This window comes from Tepidimonas sediminis (genome assembly GCF_007556605.1).
Classification (GTDB): Bacteria; Pseudomonadota; Gammaproteobacteria; order Burkholderiales; family Burkholderiaceae_C; genus Tepidimonas; species Tepidimonas sediminis.
The window spans coordinates 12,924-39,222 of the sequence record NZ_VJND01000001.1 but is presented as its reverse complement, the minus strand read 5'-3'; the positions used below and the strand labels follow the sequence as shown (position 1 = coordinate 39,222).

The window sequence follows — 26,299 nt, the reverse complement described above, 5'->3', positions numbered from 1 at the left end:
GGGTGCAAACGAAAAGAAAACCGCCCCGGAAGGGGCGGTCCATGGGGAGCGCCGGACGACCCGCGGCGCCTGAGGGCGCCTGCGGGTCATGCCAGCGTCACTGCTTCTGCTCGGCGGGCTTTTGCTCGCCAGCAGGCTGCTGCGCCTGGTCGCCGGCAGGTTGGGCCGGCTGCTGCGCCTGGTCGGCGGCCGGCTGTTGCGCGGGCTGCTGAGCCTGATCCGCCGGCGCGGCAGCGGGCGCCGGGGCGGGCGCGGCGGCAGGTGCTTCTTCCTTCTTGCCGCAGGCGGTCAGGGCGGCAGCGGCCAGCAGGGCGGCCAGCAAGGTGGTCTTGTTCATCGTCGTTCCGTTCGGGGTCGAAAGCTGCACCGGGTGATCGTGACGCGTCCGGGGGCCGCCGGCTCGGCCCGAGCCCGGACACGCGGCGGCCGTTCGCGTCGCGCGCTGCCGGCCACCGACCGCCGTATTATCCCGGACGACCTAGGGTTTACCCTTGTAAGCATTCGTAACGAATGCTACCGGGCCTGTCACACACGGGCCGGCCCGGGACGCAGCCAGCCGGCTTCCCACCACTGCCGCAGCGCCGCGCGCGCCGGCTCGCTGAGGCGACGCACCTCGCCGGCGCTCAGTCTGCGCCAGTCGGCCAGCCGGCGCAGCAGCGTGGCGTCGCGGCCGCGCACGCGGTAGGCCTCGCCATTGATGAAGACGTGGCCGTCGTCCCAGACCATGCGGGTGCGGCGGTCCAGCGCCACCGGTCCGTCCTCCCACGGCTGCACGGGCGGATCGAACCAGACGCGCGGCTTGGGCTCGGTCAGGATCTCACCCAGCGCCACCGACAGCGCCTCGCGGTCGGCCAGCAGCCGCTGCAGCCCCACTTCCGCGAAGCTGCGCAGCGCCAGCGGGATGCGCGCCGGCTCGGCGGTGGCGGGCTGCGCGGCGTCGGCGTAAAGCACGTCGTCCTCCCACTCCTCGGCCATGCGCTGCACCAGCTCCGCGGCCAGGCCGCCGCGCACCGGCACGCGAAAGCCGATCGAGTACGTCATGCAGCCGTCGTCGAGCGCCACGCCGTCGTGCGCCCAGCGCGGCGGCAGGTACAGCATGTCGCCCGGCTCCAGCACCCATTCCTGCTGCGGCTCGAAGTGCTGCAGGATCTTGCACGGCAGCTCCGCACGCAGGGTCAGGTCCTTTTGCCGGCCGATGCGCCAGCGCCGCCGCCCCTGCGCCTGCAGCAGGAACACGTCGTAGCTGTCGTAGTGCGGGCCGACGCCGCCGCCCGCGCTGGCCCACGAGATCATCACGTCGTCCAGCCGCACGTCGGGCACGAAGCGGAAGCGCTGCATCAGCGCGTGCACGCGCTCGTCATGCAGATCCACCCCCTGCACCAGCAGCGTCCAGTACGGACGCGAAAGCGGCGGCAGGGCGCGCTCGCCACGCCGTGCCCGCAGGTCGAACGGACCGTGGCGCAGCGTCCAGCTGCGTGCCGGGTCGTCGGCGTCGGGATGCTGCTCGATGATGCGCGACTCCACGTCGTCGCGCGTGGCCAGTTCGAACAGCGCCTCGCGGCTGAGCAACGGCGCAAAACCGGGGATGGCCTGACGGATCAGCAGCGGCTGGCGCTGCCAGTGGCGGCGCATGAAGGTCGCAGGCGACAGGCCGCCCAGCAGCGGCGTCGGTGCCTCCAGATCCATGCCACAGGGCGCCGGCGGGGGTGCGGGGGAGCGTGACTTCATGGGAGAATTGTCCGATGAAAGTGACCCCTCCCTGCGTGGTGAGCCTGACCTGGACGCTCACCGACACCCTCGGCGATGTGCTGGACGAAAGCGATGAGCCGGTCGAATTCCTCGTCGGCGGCCACGACCTGCTGGCCAGCATCGAGCAGGCGCTGCAGGGCCGCGAGCCGGGCGACCGGCTGGAGCTGCATCTGGAGCCGAAGGACGCCTTCGGCGACTTCGACGACCGGCTGATCTTCCTCGAGCCGCGCAGCGCCTTTCCGGCCGAGCTGGAGGTGGGCATGGCCTTCGAGGGCCTGCCGCCCGGCTGCAGCGCGGACGTCCCGCGCGACCGCATCTACTTCGTCAGCGAGATCTACCCCGACCACGTCGTGATGGACGGCAATCACCCGCTGGCGGGCATGGCGCTGCGCCTGCGGCTGCGCATCCACGACGTACGCGAGGCCACGGTGGAGGAGGTCGGCCGCGGCAGCGCCGGCGGCGGCTTCTTCCAGCTGCGCGCCGGCTGAAGCCGTCCGCCACGCGGCCTCAGCCGCGCCCGGTGGAGCCGTAGCCGCCGCTGCCGCGCGCGCTGGACTGGCCGAATGCCTCGACCTCGCGAAACCGCGCCTGCACCACCGGCACGATGACCAGCTGGGCGATGCGCTCCAGCGGCTGGATCGTGAACGGGGCCGAGCCGCGGTTCCAGGCGCTGACCATCAGCTCGCCCTGATAGTCGCTGTCGATCAGGCCGACCAGATTGCCCAGCACCAGCCCGTGGCGGTGTCCCAGCCCCGAGCGCGGCAGGATCAGCGCCGCGTAGCCCGGGTCGGCCAGATGGATCGCCATGCCGGTCGGCACCAGCTCGCAGGCTCCAGGCGCCAGCACCAGCGGCGCCGTCAGGCTGGCGCGCAGGTCCAGCCCCGCGCTGCCCGGGGTCGCGTAGACCGGCGGCTGCGCGCGCAGCCGCTCGTCCAGGATCCGCAGTTCGACCTCCATCGCCGCCCCACCCTCGGGTTCAGGGTTTGCCTCCACCCTGCATGGAGCGCTTGAGCGCCTCCATCGGGTCCTCCTCGGCCGCCTTGTCGTCGGTCGGCGGCTGCGGCAGGCCGTCGGCGGGCTTGTCGCCATCCTGGCCTGCGGCGGCGTCTCCGGTATCGTCCTTCTCCTGCGCCCACGGATCGTCGGCGTCCGGGTCGCCCACCTGCATCTCCAGCAGCTGCTGGCGCACGGCCTCGGTGTCGCCCTGCACCGCCTTGGTGATGTTGCCGGTGACCAGTTCCGGACGCACCAGCAGCACCGCCACCATGATCACCTGCAGGACGATGAAGGCGACGGCCCCCTTGTAGATCTGCGGCGTGGTCACCGCCCCGATGCGCTTGCCGGTGACAGGGTCGGTGTAGTCCTCGCGCGCCGCCACGCTGCGCAGGTAGAACAGCGCGAAGCCGAACGGCGGCGTCAGGAACGAGGTCTGCAGGTTCATCGCCAGGATCACGCCGAACCAGATCAGGTCGATGCCCATCTTGTCCGCCACCGGCGCCAGCAGCGGAATGACGATGAAGGCGATCTCGAAGAAGTCGATGAAGAAGCCGAGCACGAACACCAGTAGGTTGACCACCAGCAGGAAGCCCAGCTCCCCGCCCGGCAGCTGATCGAACAGGTGCTCGACCCAGATATGGCCGTCGGCGGCGTTGAACGTGAAGCTGAAGACGGTGGAACCGATCAGGATGAACAGCACGAAGATCGACAGCTTGGTGCTGTTTTCCATGGCCTGACGCACGATCGACCACGTCAGCCGGCGCTTGATCGCCGCCATCACCAGCGCCCCCACCGCGCCCATCGCGCCGCCTTCGGTGGGCGTGGCCACGCCGAGGAAGATGGTGCCCAGCACCAGGAAGATCAGCACCAGCGGCGGGATCAGCACGAAGGTGACCTGCTCGGCCAGACGCGACAGCAGCCCCAGCCGCAGCAGCCGGTTCAGCGCCGCCAGCACCAGCGCCAGCAGCGCGCCGATCGTCGTCGACAGCACCACCACCTCGTCGGTGGGCGCCGGCACCTCCGCGGCTCGGCCCAGCAGCGGGTTCATCACCGACGCGTGCACCTGCGCCCAGCCCCAGCCGGCCGCCGTCACCAGCGCCAGCAGCACGATCAGCGAGCGGTGACCGCTGGCGCCGTCGTCCTCGCGGTAGATGCGCGCCTGCGGCGGCAGCGCCGGCACCCACGACGGCCGCACCAGCGCCACCACGACGATGAACAACAGGTACAGCCCCACCAGCATCAGCGCCGGCAGCATCGCGCCGGCGTACATGTCGCCGACCGAGCGGCCGAGCTGGTCGGCCAGCACGATCAGCACCAGCGACGGCGGAATCGCCTGCGCCAGCGTGCCCGAGGCGGTGATGACGCCGGTGGCGATGGAGCGGTTGTAGCCGTAGCGCAGCATGATCGGCAGCGAGATCAGGCCCATCGAGATGACGGCCGCCGCCACCACGCCCGTGGTGGCCGCCAGCAGCGCACCGACCAGCACCACCGCCACCGCCAGGCCACCGCGCACCGGACCGAACACCTGCCCCACCGTTTCCAGCAGATCCTCGGCCATGCGGCTGCGCTCGAGGATGATGCCCATCAGCGTGAAGAACGGGATGGCCAGCAGCGTGTCGTTCTGCATGATGCCGAAGACGCGCAGCGGCAGGGCCTGGAACAGGTTGTCGGGGAACAGCCCGATCTCCATGCCGATGAAGCCGAAGAACAGCCCGGTGGCCGCCAGCGCGAACGCCACCGGAAAGCCGGTCAGCAGGAAGACCAGCAGGCCGGCGAACATCACCGGCACGAAGTTGTCATGCAGGAAAGCACCCATCGTGTCGAACTCCGCCGGTGGACGTCAGGACTTGGTGGCGCCGCCGCGGGCGGCGCGCTCGGCCTCGGCCGCGGCGATCTCCTTGGCCAGCAGCTCGGTCTCGCTCGGTCCGGTGTGGTCCAGTGGATCCGGCCCCTGGCCGGTCAGGAACGCGATGCGCTTGACCAGCTCGCTCAAGCTTTGCAGCGCCAGCAGCGCAAAGCCCGCCGGGATCAGCAGGTACACCGGCCAGCGCACCAGCCCGCCGGCGTTGGATGACATCTCGCCGCTGACCCACGCCCGCTCGAACAACGGCCAGCCGAGCCTGATCATCATCACGCACAGCGGCAGGATGAAGACCACGATGCCCAGCACGTCGATCCAGTTGCGCGCGCGCGCACTCAGCTTGCTGGAGATGAAGTCGATGCGCACGTGCGCATTGCGCAGGAAGGCGTAGCCGCCGCCCAGCATGAAGACGGCGGCGAACAGGTACCACTGCACCTCCAGCCAGGCGTTGGAGCTGGTGCCGAACGCGCGGCGCACGATGGCGTTGCCGGCGCTGATGAGGGTGGCGGCCAGGATCAGCCACATCGCCAGCCAGCCGACCGCCCGGTTGACGGCATCGATGGCCCGGGTGAATCGCAACAACATCGTCATGATGAACTCTCCGGTGCGGTGCCTGCGTTACGTGCGCAGTCTAGCCGAGCCGCACCACCCGGGGGTATTGCCCCCCTTGGAACGGAAAAACCCCGCTCGCGCGGGGTCGTGCACGGACGCCGGGGGAGGGTGATCCCCCGGCGCGGCCGCCATCACAGCTTGACGGACTGCATGTAGCTGTCGAAGCGCGCCTCGGTGAAGCGGAACCACAGGTTGGCGTCGCGCTGGAAGTTGCGGTAGTCAGTGTAGACCTTCTTCCAGTTCGGGTTGCTCGCCATCAGCTCTTCGTACAGCCCCATGGCCTGCTTGAAGGCCTCATCCATCACGCTCTTGGGCAGGGCCAGCACCTTGGCGCCGTTGGCCACCAAGCGCTTCAGCGCCGCCGGGTTGCGCGCGTCGTACATCGCCTGCATCGTGACGTGCGCGTGGCTGGCCGCAGCCTCCACCATCGCCTTGTAGTCAGCCGGCAGGTCGTTGTAGGCCTTCTTGTTGATGTAGAAGTCGAGCTGCGCCCCGCCTTCCCACCAGCCGGGGTAGTAGTAGTTCTTGGCGACCTTGTAGAAGCCGAGCTTCTCGTCGTCGTAGGGACCGACCCACTCGGTGGCGTCGATCGTGCCCTTCTCCAGCGCCTGGTAGATCTCGCCGCCCGGGATGTTCTGCGGCACCGCACCCATGCGCGTCAGCACCTTGCCGGCAAAGCCGCCGATGCGCATCTTCAGGCCCTTGATGTCGGCCGGGCTCTTGATTTCCTTGCGGTACCAGCCACCCATCTGCGCCCCCGTGTTGCCACCGGGGAAGTTGACGATGTTGTACTGGTCGTAGAACTCGCGCATCAGCTTCATGCCGTTGCCGTCGTAGAACCAGGCGGTGAGCTGACGGCTGTTCATGCCGAACGGGATGGCGGTGCCGATGGCGAAGGTGTCGTCCTTGCCGAAGTAGTAGTACGGCGCGGTGTGCCCGGCCTCCACCGTGCCCTGCTGCACCGCGTCGACCACACCGAAGGCCGGCACCAGCTCGCCGGGCGCATGCACGGTCACCTGGAACTTGCCGCCGGACATCGCGTTGATGGCCTTGGCGAACACCTCGGCCGCGCCGTGGATGGTGTCGAGCGACTTCGGGAAGCTCGACGTCAGGCGCCAGCGCACGGTGGGCTGCGCGTGCACGGCGGGGGCGACAGCCGCGGCCAGGACACCGGCAAGGCCGGCGTGCTTGATGACGGAACGACGATCCATATTGAACGATCTCCTCAGGTTGGCCACCAGCACCCGGCGGCGGGCGACGAGTGCAGCGACCGGTTGCGAACGCCGCGCTAGTGTAGTGCAGCGCAGCACGGGCGAGAGGGACGTGTTTACCCTAGGGGAAGACGGCTGGGGGGCCGGTTTTGAAATGATTTCAAACCCATCGTGCCGCCTCTCAAGGCGGCGCACGCTCACGCCGCCGGCCGCACGACCTGCAGCGCCGGCCGCGCCGCCACCAGCGCCCCGAAGCGCTCGCGCACACGGCGCTCGATGCCGGCGGCGTCCAGCCCGAGGCGCGCCAGCAGTGCGGCCGGGTCGCCGTGCTCGACGAAGCGGTCCGGCAGCCCGAGCTGCAGCACCGGCTTGACGATGCCCTCGGCAGCCAGCAGCTCCATGACGGCGCTGCCGGCCCCGCCGGCCACGCTGCCCTCCTCCAGCGTCACCAGCGCCTCGTGCGCGGCGGCCAGCTCCAGCACCAGCTCGCGGTCCAGCGGCTTGGCCCAGCGCATGTTGGCCACCGTGGCGTCCAGCGCCTCGGCGGCCTCGAGCGCCAGATACAGCAGCGTGCCGAAGGCCAGGATCGCCACGCCGCGGCCCTGGCGCCGCAGCTGCCCGCGGCCGTACGGCAGCGCCTGCAGCCCGGAGGGGATCGGCGCGCCGATGCCGGCGCCGCGCGGATAGCGTACCGCCACCGGATGGTCGCGCTCGAACGCGGTGGTCAGCAGCTGGTAGCACTCGGTCTCGTCGGCCGGGCAGGCGACCGCCATGTTGGGCACGCAGCGCAGAAAGGCGATGTCGTAGGCGCCGCAGTGCGTCGGGCCGTCGGCGCCGACGATGCCGGCGCGGTCCAGCGCGAACACCACCGGCAGGTTCTGCAGCGCCACGTCGTGGATCGCCTGGTCGTAGGCGCGCTGCAGGAAGGTCGAGTAGATCGCCACCACCGGTTTCATCCCCTCGCACGCCAGACCGGCCGCGAACGTGACCGCATGCTGCTCGGCGATGCCGACGTCGTGGTAGCGGTCGGGAAAGCGCTGGTGGAACTCCACCATGCCGGAGCCCTCGCGCATCGCCGGCGTGATGCCGACGAGCCGCCGGTCGCGCTCGGCCATGTCGCACAGCCAGCGCCCGAACACCTGCGAGAACGTCGGCTTGGGCGGCTGCGCCGGCGGCACGATGCCGACCTTGGGGTCGAACTTGCCCGGGCCGTGGTAGGTGACGGGGTCGGCCTCGGCCAGCTTGTAGCCCTGCCCCTTCTTCGTGACGACGTGCAGGAACTGCGGCCCGGCGCCGTCGTCCAGCAGCCGGCGGATGTTGTCCAGCGTCGGGATCAGCGCGTCCAGGTCGTGGCCGTCGATGGGGCCGATGTAGTTGAAGCCGAACTTCTCGAACAGCGTGGCCGGCACCACCATGCCCTTGGCGTGCTCCTCGAAGCGGCGCGCCAGCTCCAGCAGCGGCGGCGCCACGCTGAGCACCTGCTTGCCGACCTGCTTGGCCGCGGCGTAGAAGCGCCCGCTCATCAGCTGCGCCAGGTAGCGATTCAGCGCCCCCACCGGCGGACTGATCGACATGTCGTTGTCGTTGAGGATGACCAGCAGCGGCAGCTTGGTGACCCCGGCGTTGTTGAGCGCCTCGAACGCCATGCCGGCGGTCATCGCACCGTCGCCAATGATGGCGATGGCGCGCCGGCGCTCACCCTTGGCGTGCGCGGCCACCGCCATGCCCAGCGCCGCCGAGATGCTGGTGGACGAATGCGCGGTGCCGAAGGCGTCGTACTCGCTTTCGCTGCGCACTGGAAAGCCGCTCAAGCCCCCCAGCTGGCGCAGCGTGGCCATGCGCTCGCGCCGGCCGGTCAGGATCTTGTGCGCGTAGGTCTGGTGGCCCACATCCCACACCAGCCGGTCGTGCGGGGTGTCGAACACGTAGTGCACGGCGATCGTCAATTCCACCGTGCCGAGGTTGGAGCTGAAGTGCCCCCCGGTGCGCGCCACGCTCTGCACGATGAATTCGCGCAGCTCGTCGGCCAGCGGCCGCAGCTGCGCGCGCGGCAGACGCCGCAGATCAGCCGGATCGTCGATGGTGTGCAACAAGCCCTGCGTCATCGCAAGTCCCCCAACGGTGTCAGTGGCGCCGCCGCACGACCCAGCGCGCCAGGCCGGCCAGCCGCGCGGTGTCGGCCTCCAGCCCCTGCAGCGCCGCCAGCGCCTCCTGCAGCAGCGCCTCCGCGTAGGCACGCGCCCCGTCCACCCCCAGCAGGGAGACGAAGGTCGGCTTGCCCGCCGCCGCGTCCTTGCCGGCGGTCTTGCCCAGCGTCGCGGTGTCGGCGGTGGCGTCCAGCACGTCGTCCATCACCTGAAACGCCAGCCCGAGCGCGCCTCCGTAGGCATCCAGCGCCGTCAACCGCTCCTCGTCCAACCCCGCGGCCAGCGCCCCCATGCGCACGCTGGCCCGCAACAGCGCACCGGTCTTGCGCCGGTGCATGTCCTCCAGCGCCGCCTGGTCGAGCGTGCGCCCCACCGCCGCCAGGTCGATCGCCTGCCCGCCGGCCATGCCGTGGCAACCGGCGGCCAGCGCCAGCTCGCGCGCCAGCCGCAGCGCGCGCGCCGGCGCCTGCTGCGCCCATGGCGGCGTCACCAGCCACTCGAACGCCAGCGCCTGCAGCGCATCGCCGGCCAGCAGCGCCAGCGCCTCGCCGAAGCGCACGTGCGCAGTCGGCTTGCCGCGCCGCAACACGTCGTCGTCCATGCACGGCAGGTCATCGTGCACCAGCGAGTAAGCGTGGATCAGCTCCACCGCGCCGGCCACCGCCCACACCGGCGCCTCCTCGCCGGCATCGGGCGCGCCACCGGCGGCCTCCCACGCCGCCAGCACCAGCAGCGGGCGCAGGCGCTTGCCGCCGTCCAGCACCGCGTAACGCATCGCCTCGGCCAGCCCGCCGGGCGCATCGGCCGGCAGCCGCCGCTGCAGCCACGCCTCCAGCCGCGCGCCCACGCGGGCCGCCCAGTCGGCCGTCTCATCGCGCACGTCCAGCCCCACCGTCATGCCCCGGCATCCCACGGCCGCTCGGCGCCCTCGGCGTCGATCAGGCGGATCTGCTGCTCGACGGCTTCCAGGCGCTGGCGGCAGAACGCCAGCAGCTGCGCGGCACGCTGGTAGGCACCGAGCAGCTCCTCCAACGGCAGCTGCCCCGCTTCGAGCCGGCCCAGCAGCGCCTCCAGCTCCTGCACCGCGGCCTCATAGGTGGCGGGCAGCGCCGCCGCGTCGGGGGGGGTGTCGGTTCGCGCCATGGCTGCAGTGTGTCCTGTCCCTGAAAACCCGGTCGCACGCGGCAGAGATCGCATTTGACCGAGCGCAAATAGTCGCATTGTAGGAGCGTTGCCCGATCCGCCTGCCCCGGCTACAATCCATTCGCCCCCGCGGTCGAGGGAATCTTCCCCGGCTGGCGGGGGCAATGCTTTGCAACCCAGGAGGTGCTGCGTCACCGTCGTGTCATCGTCCCTGCGCGCCGCCGCGCGGCGCGCCCAGCCCCGGTGGGGGGCCTTGTCGAGGTCAGAGATCATGTCGGACTTGAGCCTATCCATGCAGCAGGCGCGCAGCCAGCTGCCGGTTTCCGTCTATTTCGACGAGGCGCTGTTCCAGCGCGAGCTGGAGACGATCTTTCAGTCCGGCCCGCGCTACGTCGGGCATGCCAATGCCGTGCCCAACGTCGGCGACTATTTCGCGCTGCCGCAGGAGGGCGAGGGCCGCGCGCTGGTGCGCACCGAGCGCGGCGTGGAGCTCGTCAGCAACGTCTGCCGCCACCGTCAGGCGGTGATGCTCAAGGGGCGCGGCAACCTGGCCAGCGATGGCAAGGCGCACGCCGGCGGCCACATCGTCTGTCCGCTGCACCGCTGGACGTACAGCGGCGGCCAGCGCGGCATGGCCGATCTGGGCACGCTGGTCGGCGCGCCGCACTTCGCGCAGGATCCGTGCCTGAACCTGCAGCGCTGGAAGCTGCGTGAGTGGAACGGCCTGCTGTTCGAGGACAACGGGCGCGATATCGCCGCCGATCTGGCCGGCATGGCGGTGGGCGACGCGTTCAACTTCGACGGCATGGTGCTCGGCCACGTCGAGCTGCACGAATGCAACTACAACTGGAAGACCTTCATCGAGGTCTACCTGGAGGACTACCACGTCGTGCCCTTCCACCCGGGGCTGGGCAACTTCGTCACCTGTGACGACCTGCGCTGGCAGTTCGCCAGGGAATACTCGGTGCAGACGGTGGGCGTGCAGAACCTGGCGGCCAAGGCGGGCAGCCCGGTGTACCAGCGCTGGCACGAGGTGCTGATGCGCCATCGGGAAGGCCGCCTGCCGGAGCATGGCGCGGTGTGGCTGACCTACTACCCGCACATCATGGTCGAGTGGTATCCGCATGTGCTGGTCATCTCGACCCTGCACCCGATCGCGGTGGACAAGACCCTCAATCTCGTGGAGTTCTACTACCCCGAGGAGATTGCCGCGTTCGAGCCGGAATTCATGGAGGCGCAGCGCGCCGCCTACATGGAGACGGCCGTCGAGGACGACGAGATCGCCGAGCGCATGGACGCCGGCCGCAAGGCGCTGCTGCAGCGCGGCACCAGCGAGGTCGGCCCGTACCAGAGCCCGATGGAAGATGGCATGCAGCACTTCCACGAGTGGTACCGGGCCCGGATGGGCATGCGGGCGCAGGACCGGCCGGCAGCCTGAGCGCCCCGGCCGCCTCCTGCGGACATGGCGCAACACCGGGCCGGCCGCCCGCCGCGGCCGGCGCAGGCGCTGTGGATGGTCGCCGGCGCCGGGCTGTTTGCCACCATGGGGGTGTGCATCAAGCTGGCCGCGCCGCACTTCCACAGCTTCGAGATCGTCGGCTACCGCGGGCTGATCGGCGCGCTGTTCCTGGCGCTGCTGGCGCGCGCCCGCGGCGTCGGGCTGGCCACCCGCGTGCCGATGATGCACCTGTGGCGCAGCGTGGTCGGCACGATCTCGCTGCTGTGCTGGTTCTACGCCATCGCGGTGCTGCCACTGCCCACGGCGATGACGCTCAACTACATGAGCAGCGTGTGGGTGGCGGCCTTTCTGCTGGGCGGAGCGCTGCTGCTGCAGCGCGCCCGCCAGCCGCTGCGCCAGCAGACGCCGCTGTTCCTCACCGTGCTGACCGGCTTCGGCGGCGTGGTGCTGGTGCTGCGGCCCACCTTCGACGGGGCGGCCGCGCTCGGAGGGCTGACGGGCCTGCTGTCCGGCCTGACCTCGGCGCTGGCCTACCTGCAGGTGGCGGCGCTGGCGCGCGCCGGCGAGCCCGAGACGCGCACGGTGTTCTGGTTCTCGGTGGCCGCCACCGCGGTGGGCCTGGCGGGCACGCTGGCGCTGGGCCCCAGCCCGCTCGTCTGGCCGCAGGCGTTGTGGCTGCTGCCGATCGGGCTGCTGGCGATGCTGGGGCAGCTGTGCATGACGCGGGCGTACGCCAGCGGCGCCACGCTGGTGGTGGCCAACCTGCAGTATTTCGGCATCGCGTTTGCGGCCGCCTATGGCCTGCTGCTGTTCGACGACCATCTGCCCGCCAGCGGCTGGCTTGGCATCGCCCTGATCGTGGCCAGCGGGGTGGCCGCCACCTTCCTGCGCGAGCGTGCCGTGCCGCGCCTGCCCGCCGAGGAGCACGCCTGACATGACCCTCACCCCCTTTCACCCGGACGACGACGCCCCGCTGATCGACGCCAGCACGCTGCAGCGGCGCCTGCAGGCGGGTGAGGCCGTGCGCGTGTTCGACTGCAGCTTCGAGCTCGCCGACCCGGCCGCGGGCCGGCGCCAGTACGCCGATGGGCATATCCCGGGAGCCGTCCACGTGCACCTGGATGATGACCTGAGTGCCGCGCCGGGGGCGGCGCGCGCCAGCGGCGGACGCCACCCGCTGCCGACGCGCGCGGCGTTCGTCGAGCGGCTGCGCGCCTGGGGGGTGCGCCAGGGTGACACGCTGGTGGCCTACGACCGCCAAGGCGGCATGATCGCCGGGCGCCTGTGGTGGATGCTGCGCTGGTGCGGGCTGCGGGACGTGCGGCTGCTGGACGGCGGCTGGCCGGCGTGGTGCGCCGCCGGCGGCGCGGTGGCCACCGGGCTGGCGGACATGGCCGCCTCGGCCGCGGATGGCGACGTGACCCTGGCCCCGGCGCGGGTGCCCCTGGTCAGCGTCGGCGAAGTGGCGGCGCGACTGGGGCACCCAGATCTGACGCTGGTGGACGCGCGCGCCGCGGCCCGCTTTCGGGGCGAGGTCGAACCGCTCGACCCGGTGGCGGGACACATCCCGGGCGCGCTGAACCGCCCGTTCACCGACAACTTCGGCCCGGACGGCCGCTACAAGGCCGCGGCGGAGCTGCGACGGCAATGGCTGCAGCTGCTGGCCGGGCGCGACCCGGCCGGTGTCGTGGTGCATTGCGGCAGCGGTGTCAGCGCGGTGCCGCACGTGGTGGCGATGATGCTGGCCGGTCTGGGCACGCCGGCGCTGATGGCGGGCAGCTGGAGCGAGTGGTGCACGACGCCGGGCCTGCCGTGCGCGCGCTCGGTTTGATCCGGTCGCTCAGGCCAGCGCGGCCCAGTCCGGCTCCGGCAGCGCCTCCAGCCGAGGCCGCGCCACCAGATAGCCTTGGAACAGCGTCACGCCCATCGCGCGCAGCTGGTCGTACTCGGCGCGCGTCTCCACCCCTTCGGCAATCACGCGCACGCCCAGCGCGCTGCAGGTGCCCAGCACCCCGCCGACGATGGCCTGGCGCGCGCGGTGGCGGTCGATGTCGCGCACCAGCGCCATGTCCAGCTTCACCAGCTGCGGCTGGAACTCCGCCAGCAGGTTCAGCCCCGAGTACCCGGCGCCGAAGTCGTCGATGGCCGTCAGAAAACCGCGGTTCTGGTAGTCGCGCACGATCGAGAGCGCGCGCTGCGGGTCGCGGATCTTTTCCGCCTCGGTCATCTCGAAGACGAGGCGCTGCGGATCGAAGCCGACCTTGTGCGCCGCCGCCAGCGTGAGCCGAATGCAGGTGGCCGGCTCGTAGACCGCGTTGGGCAGAAAGTTGATCGACAGACGCGCCCGCAGCCCCAGCCGCTGCGCGGTGTCGATGGCCAGCACACGGCAGGTCTGGTCGAAGCCGTAGAGCTGCTCTTCGGTGACGGTGGCCAGCACCGCCCCGGCGGGCTCGCCGCCAGCGCCACGCACCAGCGCCTCGTAGGCGAACACCTCGCCCCGCGCCACATCGACGATCGGCTGGAACGCCATGCGCAGCTCGCCCCCGTTCCAGACGCGCGCGCCGCGGCAGCGCAGGCAGCCGCCGATCTCGGCCAGCTCCCCCTCGAAGAAACGCTCCAGATACGGGCGTGCATCGCTCATGCCGGCCATCCTGGCACGCGCGCCCGCCTCAGGCGCCGACGCCGTGGCGCTGGAACCAGGCCAGGCAGCGCTGCCAGCCGTCGCGCGCGGGGCCTTCGCGGTAGCTGGGGCGATAGTCGGCATGGAAGGCGTGCGGTGCGTCCGGATAGACGACGAATTCGCTGGCGCGCGCCGCCGGACTGCCCTGCGCCAGCGCGGCCTTCATGCGCTCGACCGACTCCAGCGGGATGCCGGTGTCGGCCGCGCCGTAGAGCCCGAGCACCGGCGCCTTGAGCTCGCCGACGACGTCGAGCGGATGACGCGGCTGCAGCGCGGTGCGCTGCCCCTCCAGCCGGCCGTACCAGGCCACCGCGGCCTTGACGCGCGGGCTGTGCGCGGCGTACAGCCAGGTGTGCCGCCCGCCCCAGCAAAAGCCGGTCACCGCCACGCGCGCGGCGTCACCGCCGTGTCCGGCGGCCCACGCGACGCAGGCGTCGAGGTCGGCCATCACCTGCGCATCGGGCACCCTGGCCACCAGCTCACTCATCAGGCGCGCCAGCTCGCCGTAGCTCTGCGGGTCGCCCTGGCGCACGAACAGGTCCGGCGCCAGCGCCAGATAGCCCGCGCGGGCGAAGCGCCGCGCCGTGTCGGCGATGTAGTCGTGCACGCCAAAGATCTCCGAAATCACCAGCACCACCGGCAGCCCGGTGCGTCCGGCCGGCGCGGCGCGGTAGACCGGGATCGATTCGCCCCCCACCGGCACCATCACCTCGCCGACCGTCAAGCCGTCGGCGGGGGTGCGGATCGCCGTCTGGGCCACCACCGGCAGCGCCGCCAGCGCGTAGCCGGCGCCCAGCGCACCGCGCAGCAGCGCGCGGCGGGGCAGGGCCGGCGGCGCGGCGTCCGCGGCAACATCCAGCAGGGCCAAGGCATCGGAGCGGGCGTCTGGGGTCGGCGTCATGAGAGTCTCCTGGGGACGTTGCGGATGGGCGCCATCGTACGGGACACTCCGGAGCGGAGCAGTCACGCGCGTTGGCTATGATCCTGATCAAGGATAGGCAGGCACGGTTCCCCCACCAGCGGGATGGGAATCAGGTCGTCGATCCGCTCCACGCCATCCCCAACCCATGACAGTGCCCATGAGCGAACTCCTCAACCGCCTGCGCCTGACCCAGCGCGTCTTCGCCGTCATCGTCGGCTACCTCGTCACGCTTGCCCTGGTCGTCGGCATCGGGCTGTGGGGCATGCACCGCGCCAAGGAAAGCCTGGCACAGATCCACCAGCACCGCATGGCGGTGGCCGAGGCACTCGCGACCATGCTGCGCAACTACTACGACAACCGGCTGCACGTGCTGCTGGCCTTCCAGCACGCCCCGGACAGCCCGACCAAGGGCTTGCACGACCACCCGACCTCAATGCACCTGGACGCCATCGCCAAGCAGCGCGAGGCCAACAACCAGGCGCAGAAGGTGATCGAGGACCTCCTGCCCCGCATGGACGAGGAGGAGCGGCGCCTGTACGAGGCCGTGCAGGCCGCGCGCAAGGCCTGGCAGGTCAAGCGCGACCAGGCGCTGGAGGCGATCCGGCAGGAGAACTTTGGCGTCGAGGTGATGCAGGCCTTCCTGGTCGCCGGCCGCACCGAAGGCGCGGCGTTCGAGAAGGCGATGCAGGCACTGCGCGACGAGCAGCTCAAGCGCGCCGAGCTGGAGGCACAGGCCGCGCAGCGCCGCTACGACCTGGCGCTGGGGGTGGTGGTGGCGGTGCTGCTGCTGGGCGCACTGCCGCTGACGGCGCTGATGGTGGCCACGCAGCGGCGCATGTCGTCGGGCTTCGCGGCCGCCGACGCCACCGCCACCGCGATCGCGGGGGGCGACCTGTCGCAGGCGGTGCGGGCCGACGGCGGCGACGAGATCACCCACCTGCTGCACCAGATGGAGCGCATGCGGCAGGGCCTGCGCAGCCTGATCGGCAGCGTCGTACAGGCTTCCGACAGCATCGCCAGCGCGGCCAGCCAGGTGGCCAGCGGCGTGCTCGATCTGTCGCAGCGCACCGAGCAGCAGGCCAGTTCGCTGGAGCAGACCGCCTCGGCCACCGAACAGCTCAACAGCACCGTGCACCAGAACGCAGCCAATGCGCGGCAGGCGGACGAGATGGCGGAACAGGCGTCGTCGATTGCCGAGCGCGGCGGGGACGTGGTGCGCCAGGTGGTGCAGACGATGAACGACATCAACGAGTCGTCGCAGCGCATCGCCAACATCATTGGTGTGATCGACGGCATCGCATTCCAGACCAACATCCTGGCGCTCAACGCCGCGGTGGAGGCCGCGCGCGCCGGCGAGGCCGGGCGGGGCTTCGCGGTGGTGGCCGGTGAGGTGCGCCAGCTGGCGCAGCGCAGCGCCGAGGCCGCGCGCGAGATCAAGGCGCTGATCGAGGAGTCGGTGGCCAAGGTCGGCAGCGGCAAGGATCAGGTCGACGCCGCGGGTGCGACGATGGCCGAGATCGTGCAGAGCATCGAGCGTGTCACCGAGCTGATGCGGCAGATCGCCACCTCCAGCGCCGAGCAGGCCGAGGGGCTGACCCAGATCAACCAGGCCGTGGCGCTGATGGACGGCGTCACGCAGCAGAACGCCGCGCTGGTCGAGGAGGCCTCGGCCGCCGCGGCGGCCCTGCGCGACCAGGCCCAGCAGCTGGCGCAGCAAGTGGCGCGCTTCCGGCTCTGACCGGGATGAAACGGCCGACTGCGCCTGCCCGCCGCCACCCGCACCGTCGGCGGGCCGGCCGGCGTGGGCCGGCGTGGGGGTGGACGATCGCGGCGCTGACGGCGCTGGGCTTGGCGGGCTGCGCGGCGCCGCCGCCCCCTGCCCCCGGGTCCGCCACGGTGCCGCCCACAGCAGCTTGGACGCGGCTTGCCTACGACGGCGGGGAGATCGCCTGGCGACACGACGGCTCGGCCTGCCGCCTGCACTGGCGCGGCGCGATCCACGGCGCCGCCGTCGGGCGGCTGCGCCAGGCGCTGGAGGCGCTGCCGTCGACGGCATGCCGGCAGCGCGTCGCCGAGCTGGAGGGGCTCGACGGCGTGCTCAACGACGCCATCACGGCCGGTTCGATGCTGCGCAATCGGGGGTGGGATACGATGCTCGTCGGATCGACGCCGTGTCCGACGCCGTGCTGGCTGGTGCTGGCTGGCGGGGTACGGCGCGCGATGCCCGACGGCGGTTCGCTGCTGCTCACCCCACTGCCACCGGACGCTGACTTCGCGCGCGGCCCGTGCGGTGGCGAACCCAGCCGCGCCCAGCAGCTGACGCTGATCCGCTACCTCGGGGCGATGCTGCCGGATCCCACGGCCTCCGCGCTGCATCGGATGGTGGTGACCGCCGACTGCCGGCACCCGGCGCGGCTGACGGCGGGCCAGACCCGCGCACTCGGGCTGGCCCACGCGCCCTGAGGCCGCGTCCGTGGCGCGTCAGTGGGCCTGCTCCCAGTTCGGACCGGCGCCGACCTCGGCCACCAGCGGCACGCGCAGCGTGACCACGCCGGCCATCAGGCGCGGCACCTCGCGCCGCACCCATTCCAGCTCGTCCTCGGGCACCTCGAACACCAGCTCGTCATGCACCTGCAGGATCATGCGGGTGCGCAGGCCGGCTTCGTCCAGCGCGCGCTGCACCGCCACCATGCTCATCTTGATCAGGTCGGCGGCGGTGCCCTGCATCGGTGCGTTGATCGCGGCGCGCTCGGCGGCGCTGCGGCGCGGGCCGTTGGGCGAGTTGATCTCCGGCAGGAACAGGCGCCGGCCGAACACCGTCTCCACCCAGCCGCGCGCCTTGGCCTGCGCGCGCGTGCGCTCCATGTAGGCGCGCACACCGGCGAAGCGCTCGAAGTAGCGCTCGATGTAGTTCCTCGCCGCGGTGGGGTCGATGCCCAGCGCCTTGGCCAGCCCGTAGGCGCTCATGCCGTAGATCAGGCCGAAGTTGATCGTCTTGGCGTAGCGGCGCTGCTCGGGCGTGACGGCCTCGGGCGCAAGACCGAACACCTCGGCCGCGGTGGCGCGGTGCACGTCCTGCCCCTCGGCGAACGCCTTCAGCAGCGCGGCGTCCTCGCTCAGGTGCGCCATGATGCGCAGCTCGATCTGCGAGTAGTCGGCGCTGGCGATCAGCCAGCCCGATGGGGCGATGAAGGCACGCCGGATGCGCCGCCCCTCCGGCGTGCGGATCGGGATGTTCTGCAGGTTGGGTTCGTTGCTGGCCAGCCGCCCGGTGACGGCCACCGCCTGCGCGTAGTGCGTGTGCACGCGCCCGGTGGCGGGGTTGACCATGGCCGGCAATTTGTCGGTGTAGGTGCTCTTGAGCTTGGCCAAGCTGCGATGCTGCAGCACCGTGGCCGGCAGCGGATAGTCCTCGGCGAGCTTTTCCAGCACCTCCTCGTCGGTGCTGGGTGCGCCGGTGGCGGTCTTCTTCAGCACCGGCAGGCCGAGCTTGCTGTAGAAGACGTCGGCGATCTGCTTCGGCGAGCCGAGGTTGAACGGCTGCCCCGCCAGCGCGTGCGCCTCGGCCTCCAGCTCGGCGATGCGCCGCCCCAGCTCGGCGCTCTGGCGGCGCAGCTCCTCGGCGTCGATCAGCACGCCGTGGCGCTCCATGCGCTGCAGCACGTGCGTGACGTCCATCTCCAGCCGGTAGATGCGCTCCAGCGCCGGCTCGGCCTGCAGGCGTGGCCACAGCACGCCGTGCACCGCCAGGCACATCTCGGCATCCTCGCACGCGTAGGCGGCGGCACGATCCAGCGGCACCTGCGCGAACGGAATCTGCTGCGCGCCCTTGCCACAGACCTGCTCGTAGGTGATGCCGCGCCGGCCCAGGTGGCGCTCGGCCAGGCTGTCGAGGCTGTGAGGCTTGTGCGCCTCCAGCACGTAGCTCTGCAGCATCGTGTCGTGCACGTAGCCGCGCACGGTGATGCCGTGGTTGGCCAGCACGTGCAGGTCGTACTTGACGTGCTGGCCGAGCTTGGGCGCGCCGGCATCCTCGAGCCATGGACGCAGCGCCTGCAGCACCTCCTCCAGCGGCAGCTGCGCGGGGCGGTCCGGCCCGTCGTGCCCGAGCGGAATGTAGGCCGCCTCGCCCGGGGCGACCGCCAGGGACAGGCCGACCAGCCGCGCCTGCATCTCGTCCAGCGAGGTGGTCTCGGCATCCAGCGCCACCAGCGGCGCCGTGCGCACGCGCTCGACCCACCTCTGCAGCGTCGCGCGGTCCTGCACCGTGACGCAGCGCAGCGGCGGCGTCTCCATCGCCAGCGCCGCCTGCGCCGGCGCCGCGCCGGCCTCGCCCAGCGCGCGCGCCAGGCTGCGAAAGCCGTAGCGCTCGTAGAACGCGCGCAGGCCTGCCTCGTCCGCCGGGCGGCGGCGCAGCGCCTCCAGGCTCGGCCACCCCGGCACGTGCGCGGCCAGGTCGCAGTCGGTGCGGATACGCAGCAGCTCGCGCCCCTTCGGCAGCCAGTCCAGCGCCCGGCGCAGGTGCTCGCCGGCGGCGCCCTTGATCTCGTGCGCGTGCGCGACGATGCCCTCCAGCGATCCGTAGGTCTGCAGCCACTTGGCCGCCGTCTTCGGGCCGACCTTGTCGACGCCCGGCACGTTGTCCACCGCGTCGCCGACCAGGGTCTGGAAATCCAGCATCAGCCGCGGCGGCACGCCGAACTCGGCCTGCACCCCGGCGGCGTCGCGCACCTTGCCGCTCATCGTGTCGACGATGCTGATGCGCTCGTCCACCAGCTGGCTCAGGTCCTTGTCGCCGCTGGAGATGACGACGCGCCAGCCCTGCTGCGCGGCGCCCCGCGCCAGCGTGCCGATGACGTCGTCGGCCTCCACCCCGGGCACGCGCAACACCGGCCAGCCCTGCAGCGCCGCCATCTCCATGATCGGCTCGATCTGCGCGCGCAGATCGTCCGGCATCGGCGCGCGGTGGGCCTTGTAGTCGGGGTAGAGCGCCTCGCGAAACGTCGGCCCCGGCGCGTCGAACACCACCGCCAGGTGCTCGCTCGGGTAGGCCTTGCCCAGCGCCTGCAGCATGTTGAGCATGCCGCGGATGGCGCCGGTGGGGGGGCTCGTCGGATCGCCCGGCACCGCGCGCAGATCCGGCATCGCATGGAAGGCGCGGTACAGGTAGCTGGAGCCGTCCACCAGCACCAGCAGCGGGGCGTCATCGTCGCGTCGTTCGCTCATCGCGCTATCGTACCCGTGGCCGCGACGTCATTGCCTACAATCGGGGGTCATGCCGATGTCCGCCCCTGCCCTCTCCCGCCGCCGCGCGCTGCTGGTCGCCACCTGCGCCGCAGCCTGCGGCCTTGCCGCCGCTCAGCCGGCCGCCGCACCGGCGGCCACCCCCGGGGCGCCGGAGCCCAAGGTCGAGCGCCTCGTGCACGGCGACGGCCTCAGCCGCATCGAGGAGCTGCGCGTCGGCGGACGCACCCGCAGCATCGAGGTGCAGACGCGCTCGGCGCTGCCCGGCTACGAGGTGCGGCCGATCGACCCGGCCCAGGACGACCGGCGCAGCGGGGCCGGGCAGCGCCAGTGGCGCGTGCTGGCGTTCTGACGCCATGGCGGTGTTCACCGACGTGGGCCGCGACGAGGCGGCCGAACTGATGCAGCGGCTCGGGCTGGGGCGGCTGGTGGACATGGCCGGCTGTGCCGGCGGCATCGAGAACACCAACTACTTCGTCACCACCGAGCGCGAGGGCCGGCGGCTGCAGTGGGTGTTGACGCTGTTCGAGCGCCTCACGCATGCGCAGCTGCCGTTCTACCTGCACCTGATGAAGCACCTTGCCGGCAAGGGCATCCCGGTGCCGGATCCGCAGGCCGACGCCGCGGGCGAAATCCTGCACACGGTGCGCGGCAAGCCGGCCGCGGTGGTCAACCGGCTGGCCGGCGCCAGCGTGCTCGACCCCGGCCCGGCACACTGCGCGCAGGTGGGCGCCATGCTGGCGCGCATGCACCTGGCGGCGCAGGATTATCCGCGCCAGCAGCCCAACCTGCGCGGGCTGGCGTGGTGGAACGAGACCGTGCCGGTGGTGCTGCCGCACCTGCAACCGGAGCAGGCCGCGCTGCTGCAGGACGAGCTCGCCTACCAGAACGCCGTGGCCGCCAGTGCCGCCTATCAGCGCCTGCCGCGCGGGCCGGTGCATGCCGACCTGTTCCGCGACAACGTGATGTTCGACGACGGGCGCTTGAGCGGCGTGTTCGACTTCTACTTCGCCGGCTGCGACACCTGGCTGTTCGATCTGGCGGTGACGCTCAACGACTGGTGCATCGAGCTGGCCAGCGGCGCGGCCGACGCGGCGCGCACGCAGGCGCTGCTGCAGGCCTACGAGGCGGTGCGGCCGCTCACGGCCGAGGAGCGCGCGCTGCTGCCGGCGCTGCGCCGCGCCGGGGCGCTGCGCTTCTGGATCTCGCGTCTGTGGGACTGGTACCTGCCGCGGCCGGCCAGCATGCTCAAGCCGCACGACCCCACGCACTTCGAGCGCGTGCTGCGCGCGCGCCGCGCGGAGGCCGGCGCATGAGGCTGCAGCGCGTGCCGGCGGGCACCGGCTGGCGCTGGGTGCGGCAGGGCCTGCGCACGTTCGCGCGCCAGCCGCTGGCGATGGCCGGGTTGTTCTTCCTGTTCATCCTGCTGGTCAGCGTGCTGGCGATGGTGCCCCTGCTGGGCGCGCCGCTGGCGCTGGCGCTGCTGCCGGCGGCCACGCTGGGCATCATGGCCGCCACCCAGCAGGCCGAGCGCGGCCGCTTTCCGATGCCCACCGTGCTGGCCAGCGCCTTCCAGGCCGGGCGCGAGCGTGCACGCGCGATGCTGCTGCTGGGCGGTCTGTACGCGCTGGGCTCGCTGCTGGTGATCGCGCTGGCCACGCTGCTGGCCGGCGGCGGCGCCGAAAGCCTGTCGCTGGGCGAGGACGGCCGCCCGCGGCTGGACGACCCCGTGCTGGTGCGCAACCTGGCGTGGCAGGCGGTGCTGTACCTGCCGCTCGGGCTGCTGTTCTGGCATGCGCCGGCGCTCGTGCACTGGCACGGCGTGCACCCGGTCAAGGCGCTGTTCTTCAGCTTCGTGGCCTGCTGGGCCAACAAGGCGGCGCTGACCGTCTTCATCCTCGGCTGGGCCGGGGTGTTCTTCGTGGTGGCGCTTGCGCTGGTGCTGGCCGGCTCGCTGCTGGGTGGCGCGGCGGTGATCCAGGCGCTGATGTTTCCGGTGGCCTCCCTGCTGAGCGCGGCGTTCTTCACGTCGCTGTACTACACCTTCCGCGACAGTTTCGTCAACGACGACGGCACGCCGGTGGCGTAGGCGGCGTGCATCACTCCACCGGCGTCAGCCGCGCCACCGCCAGCGCCAGCCACTTGGGGCCGTGGCGGCGGAAGTGCACATGGGCGCGCGCGTCCGCGCCGCGCCCTTCCACCGCCAGCACCTGCCCTTCGCCGAACTTGGGGTGGAACACGGTCATCCCGGCGCGGATGGCGGCGCCGGCGGCGCTCACCGGCGCTTCGGGGGTGGCAACGGCCGCGGGCGGCAGACCCGCCAGCGCCGCCGGACGTGCGTCGTCGCCCTGCCCCAGCGCGCTGCGGCCCCAGGCCGGCTGCGGCACCCCCCAGCCGGCGCCGCGCCCCCGCGGCGGGCTCAGCCACTGCAGGCTGTCGGCCGGCAGCTCGTCGAGAAAGCGGCTCGGAATGTGGTAGCGCGTACTGCCATGCAGCATGCGCGTCTGTGCCCACGTCAGAGTCAGGCGCTGGCGCGCGCGCGTGATGGCCACGTACATCAGCCGGCGCTCCTCCTCCAGCCCGTCATGCGCGGTCAGGCTGTTCTCGTGCGGAAACAGCCCCTCCTCCAGCCCGGTGATGAAGACGGCGTCGAACTCCAGCCCCTTGGCGGCGTGCACGGTCATCAGCTGCACGGCGTCCTGGCCGGCCTGTGCCTGGTGGTCGCCCGACTCCAGCGCCGCATGGGTCAGGAACGCCACCAGCGGGCTGACGGTCAGGCCATCGGGATCCGCCGCGGCCTCGCCCAGCCCCTCCTGCTGCACGAAGGCGTGCGCGGCGGCCACCAGCTCCTCCAGGTTCTCGATGCGCTCGGCGCCGTCGCGCTCGGCGCGGTAGTGCGCCAGCAGCCCGCTGTCGTCCAGCACCGTGCGCACGATGTCACCCAGCGTCAATCCGGCGCAGCGCTCGCGCATCACGTCCAGCCGCGCGACGAACGCCGTCAGCGCCGCCCCACCCCGGCCGCCCACCAGCGTGACCGCATCGGCCAGCGCACAGCCGGCCTCGCGTGCGGCCTGCTGCAGCTGCTCCAGCGTGCGCGCGCCGATGCCGCGCGGCGGAAAGTTGACCACGCGCAGGAAGCTCGTGTCGTCGCGCGGGTTGTCCAGCAGCCGCAGGTAAGCCAGCGCGTGCTTGATCTCGGCGCGCTCGAAGAAGCGCAGCCCGCCCCAGACGCGGTACGGCACGCCGGCCTGGAACAGCGCGCCCTCCAGCGCGCGGCTCTGCGCGTTGCTGCGGTACAGCACCGCGATCTCGCGCGCCGGCACGCCGTCGCGCAGCAGCTGGCCGATCTCCTCCACCACCCAGCGCGCCTCCTCGAAGTCGCTGGGCAGCTCGATGACGCGCACCGGCTCGCCCTCGCCGCGCTGCGGCCGCAGTGACTTGCCCAGGCGCTGGCGGTTGTGCTCGATCAGGTGATTGGCCGCGCGCAGGATGTGGCCGACGCTGCGGTAGTTGCGCTCGAGTTTGATCGGCGCCTCGATGCCGAACTCGCGCACGAAGTCGGCCATGTTGCCCACGCGTGCACCGCGGAACGCGTAGATGCTCTGGTCGTCGTCGCCCACCGCCATGACGGCATTGCCGCACGGCACGAAACGCCCGTCCTCGACCTCACCGGCCAGCAGCTTGAGCCAGGCGTACTGCAGCCGGTTGGTATCCTGGAACTCGTCGACCAGGATGTGGCGGAAGCGCCGCTGATAATGCTGGCGCAGCGGCCGGTGGTCGCGCAGCAGCTCGTAGCTGCGCAGCATCAGCTCGCCGAAGTCCACCACGCCCTCGCGCTGGCACTGCTCCTCGTAGCGCTGGTAGAGCTCGATCTTGAGCCGTGCGTCCGGATCGCGCGGCGCCAGGTCGCGCGGGCGCAGGCCGTCTTCCTTGGCCCCGTTGATGAAACCCTGCAGCTCCTTGGGCGCCAGCCGCTCCTCGTCGATGCCAAGGCCCTTGAGCAACCGCTTGATGGCGCCGAGCTGATCCTGCATGTCCAGGATCTGGAACGTGGCCGGCAGACCGACGGTGGCGTGGTGCGCGCGCAGCAGCCGGTGGCACAGACCATGAAAGGTGCCGACCCACATGCCGCGCACGTTCAGCGGCAGCAGCGCCGTCAGGCGCGCCAGCATCTCGCGCGCGGCCTTGTTGGTGAAGGTCACGGCCAGGATGCCGCCCGGGCCGACCTGCCCGGTGGCCAGAAGCCAGGCGATGCGGGTGGTCAGCACGCGCGTCTTGCCGGAGCCGGCACCGGCCAGCACCAGCGCGTGCTGCGGCGGCAGCGTCACGGCGGCCAGCTGCTCGGGGTTGAGCCCGCGCAGCAGCGGATGATCCGGGGTCAGGGCCGCTTCGGCACGCGCGCCACCATCCTCCCGCGGCCAGGCCAGGGCGTCGTTCATGCACGGCATTGTAGGCGCGGGCCGGCGGCAGCACCGCCCCCGTCAGCGCGCCGGCCGCAGCGGCGGCTCCAGCGTGATCTCGACGCGGCGGTTCAGTGCCCGGTTGACCGGCGTGTCGTTGGCCGCGATCGGGCGCGTGTCGGCCAGGCCGGTGGCGCGCAGGCGCGTCGGGTTGATGCCGCGCGCCTCCAGATGACGCACGACGCTGCCGGCGCGCGCGGCCGACAGCTCCCAGTTCGAGGGGAAGCGCGGGGTCTGGATCGGCACGTTGTCGGTGTGGCCCTCCACCACCACGGTGTAGTCCGGGAGGCGGTTGATCGCCGGCAGCAGGCGGTCGATCACCGCCTTGCCGGCAGCGGTGAGCTCGGCCTCGCCGGCGGCGAACAGCACCTCCGACGGGATGCGGAAGATCAGCCCGTCGTCGCGGCGCAGGAACATCACCTCCTCGTCGATCGGCACCGGCGCCGGCTCGGCTTTCGGTGCCTCGGTGGCGCCGGGCTGCGGCGCGGCGGCCTCGGCACGGCGCTCCACGGGGTGCTCGCCGGGGCCGGGCGACGGCGCCGGCAGACCCAGCGGCGGCACGATGCTGCCGCCTCCCCCCGGCAGCGGTTGCCCGCTGGGGGTGGCGCCCTGCCCCTGAGCCTGGGGACGCCCCAGCGGCGGCTTGCGGGTGATGGGCTCGGAAAACGCCAGCATCACCACCAGCATCACCAGCAGCAGCGTCATCACGTCCAGGTAGGTCAGCAGCCAGGTCTCCTCCTCCTGCGGCGGATCGGGATCGGCGTGCCAGCGCTGGAAGCGCCCGCGCTGCAGCGGGCTGACGCGCGCCGGCGCCGCCGGCGCCGGCGGCGCGCCGAAGCCGGCGCGCGCGGCGGCGGACAGGGGGCTGGCGGGCTCGGGCATGGCGGCTCACCCCTGCGGCGGGCGGGCACCACCGTTGGCCGGCGCGCCCGCACGCCCCGCTGACCTCGCCGCGCCGTTGCCACCCGCGGGGGCGCTGCCCTGGTCATGGATCTCGTCGTCGACGTGCGCGACGAAGGAGTTCAGCGTCTCGCGCATCAGCGACGGGCTGCGCTTGGCGCACATCATCGAGATGCCCTGCAGCACCATGTTCATCAGCACGACGCGCTGCTCGGTGCGGCGCTCGAGCTTGACCGCCACCGGCTTGAAGACCAGGTTGGCCAGCAGGATGCCGTAGAACGTCGTCATCAGCGCCACCGCCAGATGCCGGCCGATGACGACCAGATCGCCACTGGCCACCACGTCCATCAGGTTGATCAGCCCGACCAGCGTGCCGATCATGCCGAACGCCGGCGCGTAGCTGGCCATGACGCGGAACAGCTGCGCCTCGGCGGCCTCCTTGGCCTTCATGCGCGAGATGCGCCACTGCAGCAGGTCGAGGATGTCCTCTTCCGGGATGCGGTCGATGACCAGCTGCACGCCGGTGCGCAGGAACGGGTTGTTGACGCGTGGCAGCGCGCGCTCCACCGCCACCGGGTCGTCGCGCATCCACAGGCGCGAGATGTCGACCAGCTCCTCGATGTCGCGCTGGGTGTAGAGGCGCTCGTTGCGCATCACGATGCGGATCAGGCCGAAGACGCGCAGCACCTCCTTCATCGGGTAGCTGAGGAAGGTGGCGGCCATCGTGCCGACCAGCACGATGCCCAGCCCCGGCAGGTCGACGAACAGCCATGGATCGTCGGCGGCGAAGAAGATGAGCACCGCCAGCAGCGCGACGCTGGCGATCATGCCGATCAGGGTGGAGGGATTCATGCGGCGACGGACGGCCTGGAACGCCAAGGGAGCCGGAAACGAGTCTCCCGATGCTAGCACCGG

24 protein-coding genes are annotated in these 26,299 nt (G+C 71.7%); 9 read left to right on the top strand and 15 right to left on the bottom strand.

Annotated features, from left to right (window positions below):
• Positions 1 to 97 precede the first annotated feature (97 nt).
• Together Tsedi_RS00190 and Tsedi_RS00185 are read right to left on the bottom strand one after the other, a co-directional pair.
• On the bottom strand, positions 98 to 367 hold the full coding sequence (locus Tsedi_RS00190; RefSeq protein WP_425472705.1) for a hypothetical protein: 270 nt from the start codon (positions 365 to 367) through the stop codon (positions 98 to 100).
• Between the two features lie 158 nt (positions 368 to 525).
• Positions 526 to 1,686 carry a JmjC domain-containing protein gene (locus Tsedi_RS00185; RefSeq protein WP_143893015.1) on the bottom strand — a complete coding sequence of 387 codons (1,161 nt, stop codon included), beginning with the start codon at positions 1,684 to 1,686 and terminating at the stop codon, positions 526 to 528.
• 56 nt (positions 1,687 to 1,742) lie between these two features.
• Between Tsedi_RS00185 and Tsedi_RS00180 the strand changes: the two genes are divergently transcribed.
• Positions 1,743 to 2,237 carry an FKBP-type peptidyl-prolyl cis-trans isomerase gene (locus Tsedi_RS00180; protein WP_143892412.1) on the top strand — a complete coding sequence of 165 codons (495 nt, stop codon included), beginning with the start codon at positions 1,743 to 1,745 and terminating at the stop codon, positions 2,235 to 2,237.
• Between the two features lie 19 nt (positions 2,238 to 2,256).
• Here the strand turns inward: Tsedi_RS00180 and dut are convergent, their stop codons facing one another.
• The 7 genes from dut to xseB all read right to left on the bottom strand — a co-directional run bounded on the left by dut (position 2,257) and on the right by xseB (position 9,719).
• Positions 2,257 to 2,706: a dUTP diphosphatase gene (gene dut / locus Tsedi_RS00175; protein WP_143892410.1), complete on the bottom strand. Its 450-nt coding sequence runs from the start codon at positions 2,704 to 2,706 to the stop codon at positions 2,257 to 2,259.
• 19 nt (positions 2,707 to 2,725) lie between these two features.
• Positions 2,726 to 4,561: a TRAP transporter large permease gene (locus Tsedi_RS00170; RefSeq protein WP_143892408.1), complete on the bottom strand. Its 1,836-nt coding sequence runs from the start codon at positions 4,559 to 4,561 to the stop codon at positions 2,726 to 2,728.
• Between the two features lie 24 nt (positions 4,562 to 4,585).
• Complete coding sequence (locus tag Tsedi_RS00165) at positions 4,586 to 5,197, bottom strand: TRAP transporter small permease subunit (protein WP_143892406.1); 612 nt, start codon at positions 5,195 to 5,197, stop codon at positions 4,586 to 4,588.
• 152 nt (positions 5,198 to 5,349) lie between these two features.
• The gene (locus Tsedi_RS00160) at positions 5,350 to 6,429 is read right to left on the bottom strand and encodes a TRAP transporter substrate-binding protein (RefSeq protein WP_143892404.1); all 1,080 of its coding nucleotides are present in this window, start codon (positions 6,427 to 6,429) and stop codon (positions 5,350 to 5,352) included.
• 197 nt (positions 6,430 to 6,626) lie between these two features.
• Entirely contained in the window at positions 6,627 to 8,534 is a 1,908-nt protein-coding gene (gene dxs, locus Tsedi_RS00155) for a 1-deoxy-D-xylulose-5-phosphate synthase (RefSeq protein WP_143892402.1), read from the bottom strand.
• A 19-nt stretch (positions 8,535 to 8,553) separates the two neighbouring features.
• Positions 8,554 to 9,474: a polyprenyl synthetase family protein gene (locus tag Tsedi_RS00150; protein ID WP_143892400.1), complete on the bottom strand. Its 921-nt coding sequence runs from the start codon at positions 9,472 to 9,474 to the stop codon at positions 8,554 to 8,556.
• Positions 9,471 to 9,719: an exodeoxyribonuclease VII small subunit gene (gene xseB, locus Tsedi_RS00145; protein ID WP_143892398.1), complete on the bottom strand. Its 249-nt coding sequence runs from the start codon at positions 9,717 to 9,719 to the stop codon at positions 9,471 to 9,473. Before xseB ends, Tsedi_RS00150 begins: the two co-directional genes overlap by 4 nt.
• 271 nt (positions 9,720 to 9,990) lie before the next feature.
• Between xseB and Tsedi_RS00140 the strand changes: the two genes are divergently transcribed.
• Genes Tsedi_RS00140 through Tsedi_RS00130 form a run of 3 tightly spaced genes read left to right on the top strand, consistent with a single transcriptional unit; the run spans position 9,991 to position 13,009 of the window.
• A complete protein-coding gene (locus Tsedi_RS00140; protein ID WP_143892396.1) occupies positions 9,991 to 11,157 on the top strand; it encodes an aromatic ring-hydroxylating oxygenase subunit alpha in 1,167 nt (388 codons plus the stop codon).
• A gap of 24 nt (positions 11,158 to 11,181) precedes the next feature.
• On the top strand, positions 11,182 to 12,111 hold the full coding sequence (locus tag Tsedi_RS00135) for a DMT family transporter (RefSeq protein ID WP_143892394.1): 930 nt from the start codon (positions 11,182 to 11,184) through the stop codon (positions 12,109 to 12,111).
• Between the two features lies 1 nt (position 12,112).
• Positions 12,113 to 13,009, top strand: coding sequence for a sulfurtransferase (locus tag Tsedi_RS00130; RefSeq protein WP_143892392.1), 897 nt, complete (start codon positions 12,113 to 12,115; stop codon positions 13,007 to 13,009).
• A gap of 9 nt (positions 13,010 to 13,018) precedes the next feature.
• On the opposite strand, the gene Tsedi_RS00125 is transcribed toward Tsedi_RS00130, so the two are convergent.
• Entirely contained in the window at positions 13,019 to 13,819 is an 801-nt protein-coding gene (locus Tsedi_RS00125; RefSeq protein ID WP_246099119.1) for an EAL domain-containing protein, read from the bottom strand.
• A 28-nt stretch (positions 13,820 to 13,847) separates the two neighbouring features.
• Entirely contained in the window at positions 13,848 to 14,759 is a 912-nt protein-coding gene (locus Tsedi_RS00120; RefSeq protein WP_143892390.1) for a dienelactone hydrolase family protein, read from the bottom strand.
• A gap of 178 nt (positions 14,760 to 14,937) precedes the next feature.
• On the opposite strand from Tsedi_RS00120, the gene Tsedi_RS00115 reads away from it, so the two are divergent.
• Positions 14,938 to 16,518 (top strand): methyl-accepting chemotaxis protein, encoded by a 1,581-nt coding sequence (locus Tsedi_RS00115; protein WP_143892388.1) that lies wholly within the window; start codon positions 14,938 to 14,940, stop codon positions 16,516 to 16,518.
• A 158-nt stretch (positions 16,519 to 16,676) separates the two neighbouring features.
• Complete coding sequence (locus tag Tsedi_RS00110) at positions 16,677 to 17,243, top strand: hypothetical protein (RefSeq protein WP_143892385.1); 567 nt, start codon at positions 16,677 to 16,679, stop codon at positions 17,241 to 17,243.
• Positions 17,244 to 17,261: 18 nt separating this feature from the next.
• Here the strand turns inward: Tsedi_RS00110 and polA are convergent, their stop codons facing one another.
• Positions 17,262 to 20,006 carry a DNA polymerase I gene (gene polA / locus Tsedi_RS00105; RefSeq protein ID WP_143892383.1) on the bottom strand — a complete coding sequence of 915 codons (2,745 nt, stop codon included), beginning with the start codon at positions 20,004 to 20,006 and terminating at the stop codon, positions 17,262 to 17,264.
• A gap of 55 nt (positions 20,007 to 20,061) precedes the next feature.
• On the opposite strand from polA, the gene Tsedi_RS00100 reads away from it, so the two are divergent.
• The 3 genes from Tsedi_RS00100 to Tsedi_RS12125 are packed head-to-tail and all read left to right on the top strand — an operon-like array spanning position 20,062 to position 22,113.
• Complete coding sequence (locus tag Tsedi_RS00100; RefSeq protein ID WP_221934168.1) at positions 20,062 to 20,376, top strand: hypothetical protein; 315 nt, start codon at positions 20,062 to 20,064, stop codon at positions 20,374 to 20,376.
• Between the two features lie 4 nt (positions 20,377 to 20,380).
• Positions 20,381 to 21,340 (top strand): homoserine kinase, encoded by a 960-nt coding sequence (locus tag Tsedi_RS00095; protein ID WP_143892379.1) that lies wholly within the window; start codon positions 20,381 to 20,383, stop codon positions 21,338 to 21,340.
• On the top strand, positions 21,337 to 22,113 hold the full coding sequence (locus tag Tsedi_RS12125) for a BPSS1780 family membrane protein (RefSeq protein ID WP_185970525.1): 777 nt from the start codon (positions 21,337 to 21,339) through the stop codon (positions 22,111 to 22,113). Before Tsedi_RS00095 ends, Tsedi_RS12125 begins: the two co-directional genes overlap by 4 nt.
• A 10-nt stretch (positions 22,114 to 22,123) precedes the next feature.
• On the opposite strand, the gene Tsedi_RS00085 is transcribed toward Tsedi_RS12125, so the two are convergent.
• The 3 genes from Tsedi_RS00085 to Tsedi_RS00075 are packed head-to-tail and all read right to left on the bottom strand — an operon-like array spanning position 22,124 to position 26,236.
• Positions 22,124 to 24,463 carry a UvrD-helicase domain-containing protein gene (locus tag Tsedi_RS00085; RefSeq protein WP_143892377.1) on the bottom strand — a complete coding sequence of 780 codons (2,340 nt, stop codon included), beginning with the start codon at positions 24,461 to 24,463 and terminating at the stop codon, positions 22,124 to 22,126.
• Positions 24,464 to 24,505: 42 nt separating this feature from the next.
• Complete coding sequence (locus Tsedi_RS00080; RefSeq protein WP_143892374.1) at positions 24,506 to 25,366, bottom strand: OmpA/MotB family protein; 861 nt, start codon at positions 25,364 to 25,366, stop codon at positions 24,506 to 24,508.
• Positions 25,367 to 25,372: 6 nt separating this feature from the next.
• The gene (locus tag Tsedi_RS00075; protein ID WP_143892372.1) at positions 25,373 to 26,236 is read right to left on the bottom strand and encodes a motility protein A; all 864 of its coding nucleotides are present in this window, start codon (positions 26,234 to 26,236) and stop codon (positions 25,373 to 25,375) included.
• Between the last annotated feature and the right edge of the window lie 63 nt (positions 26,237 to 26,299).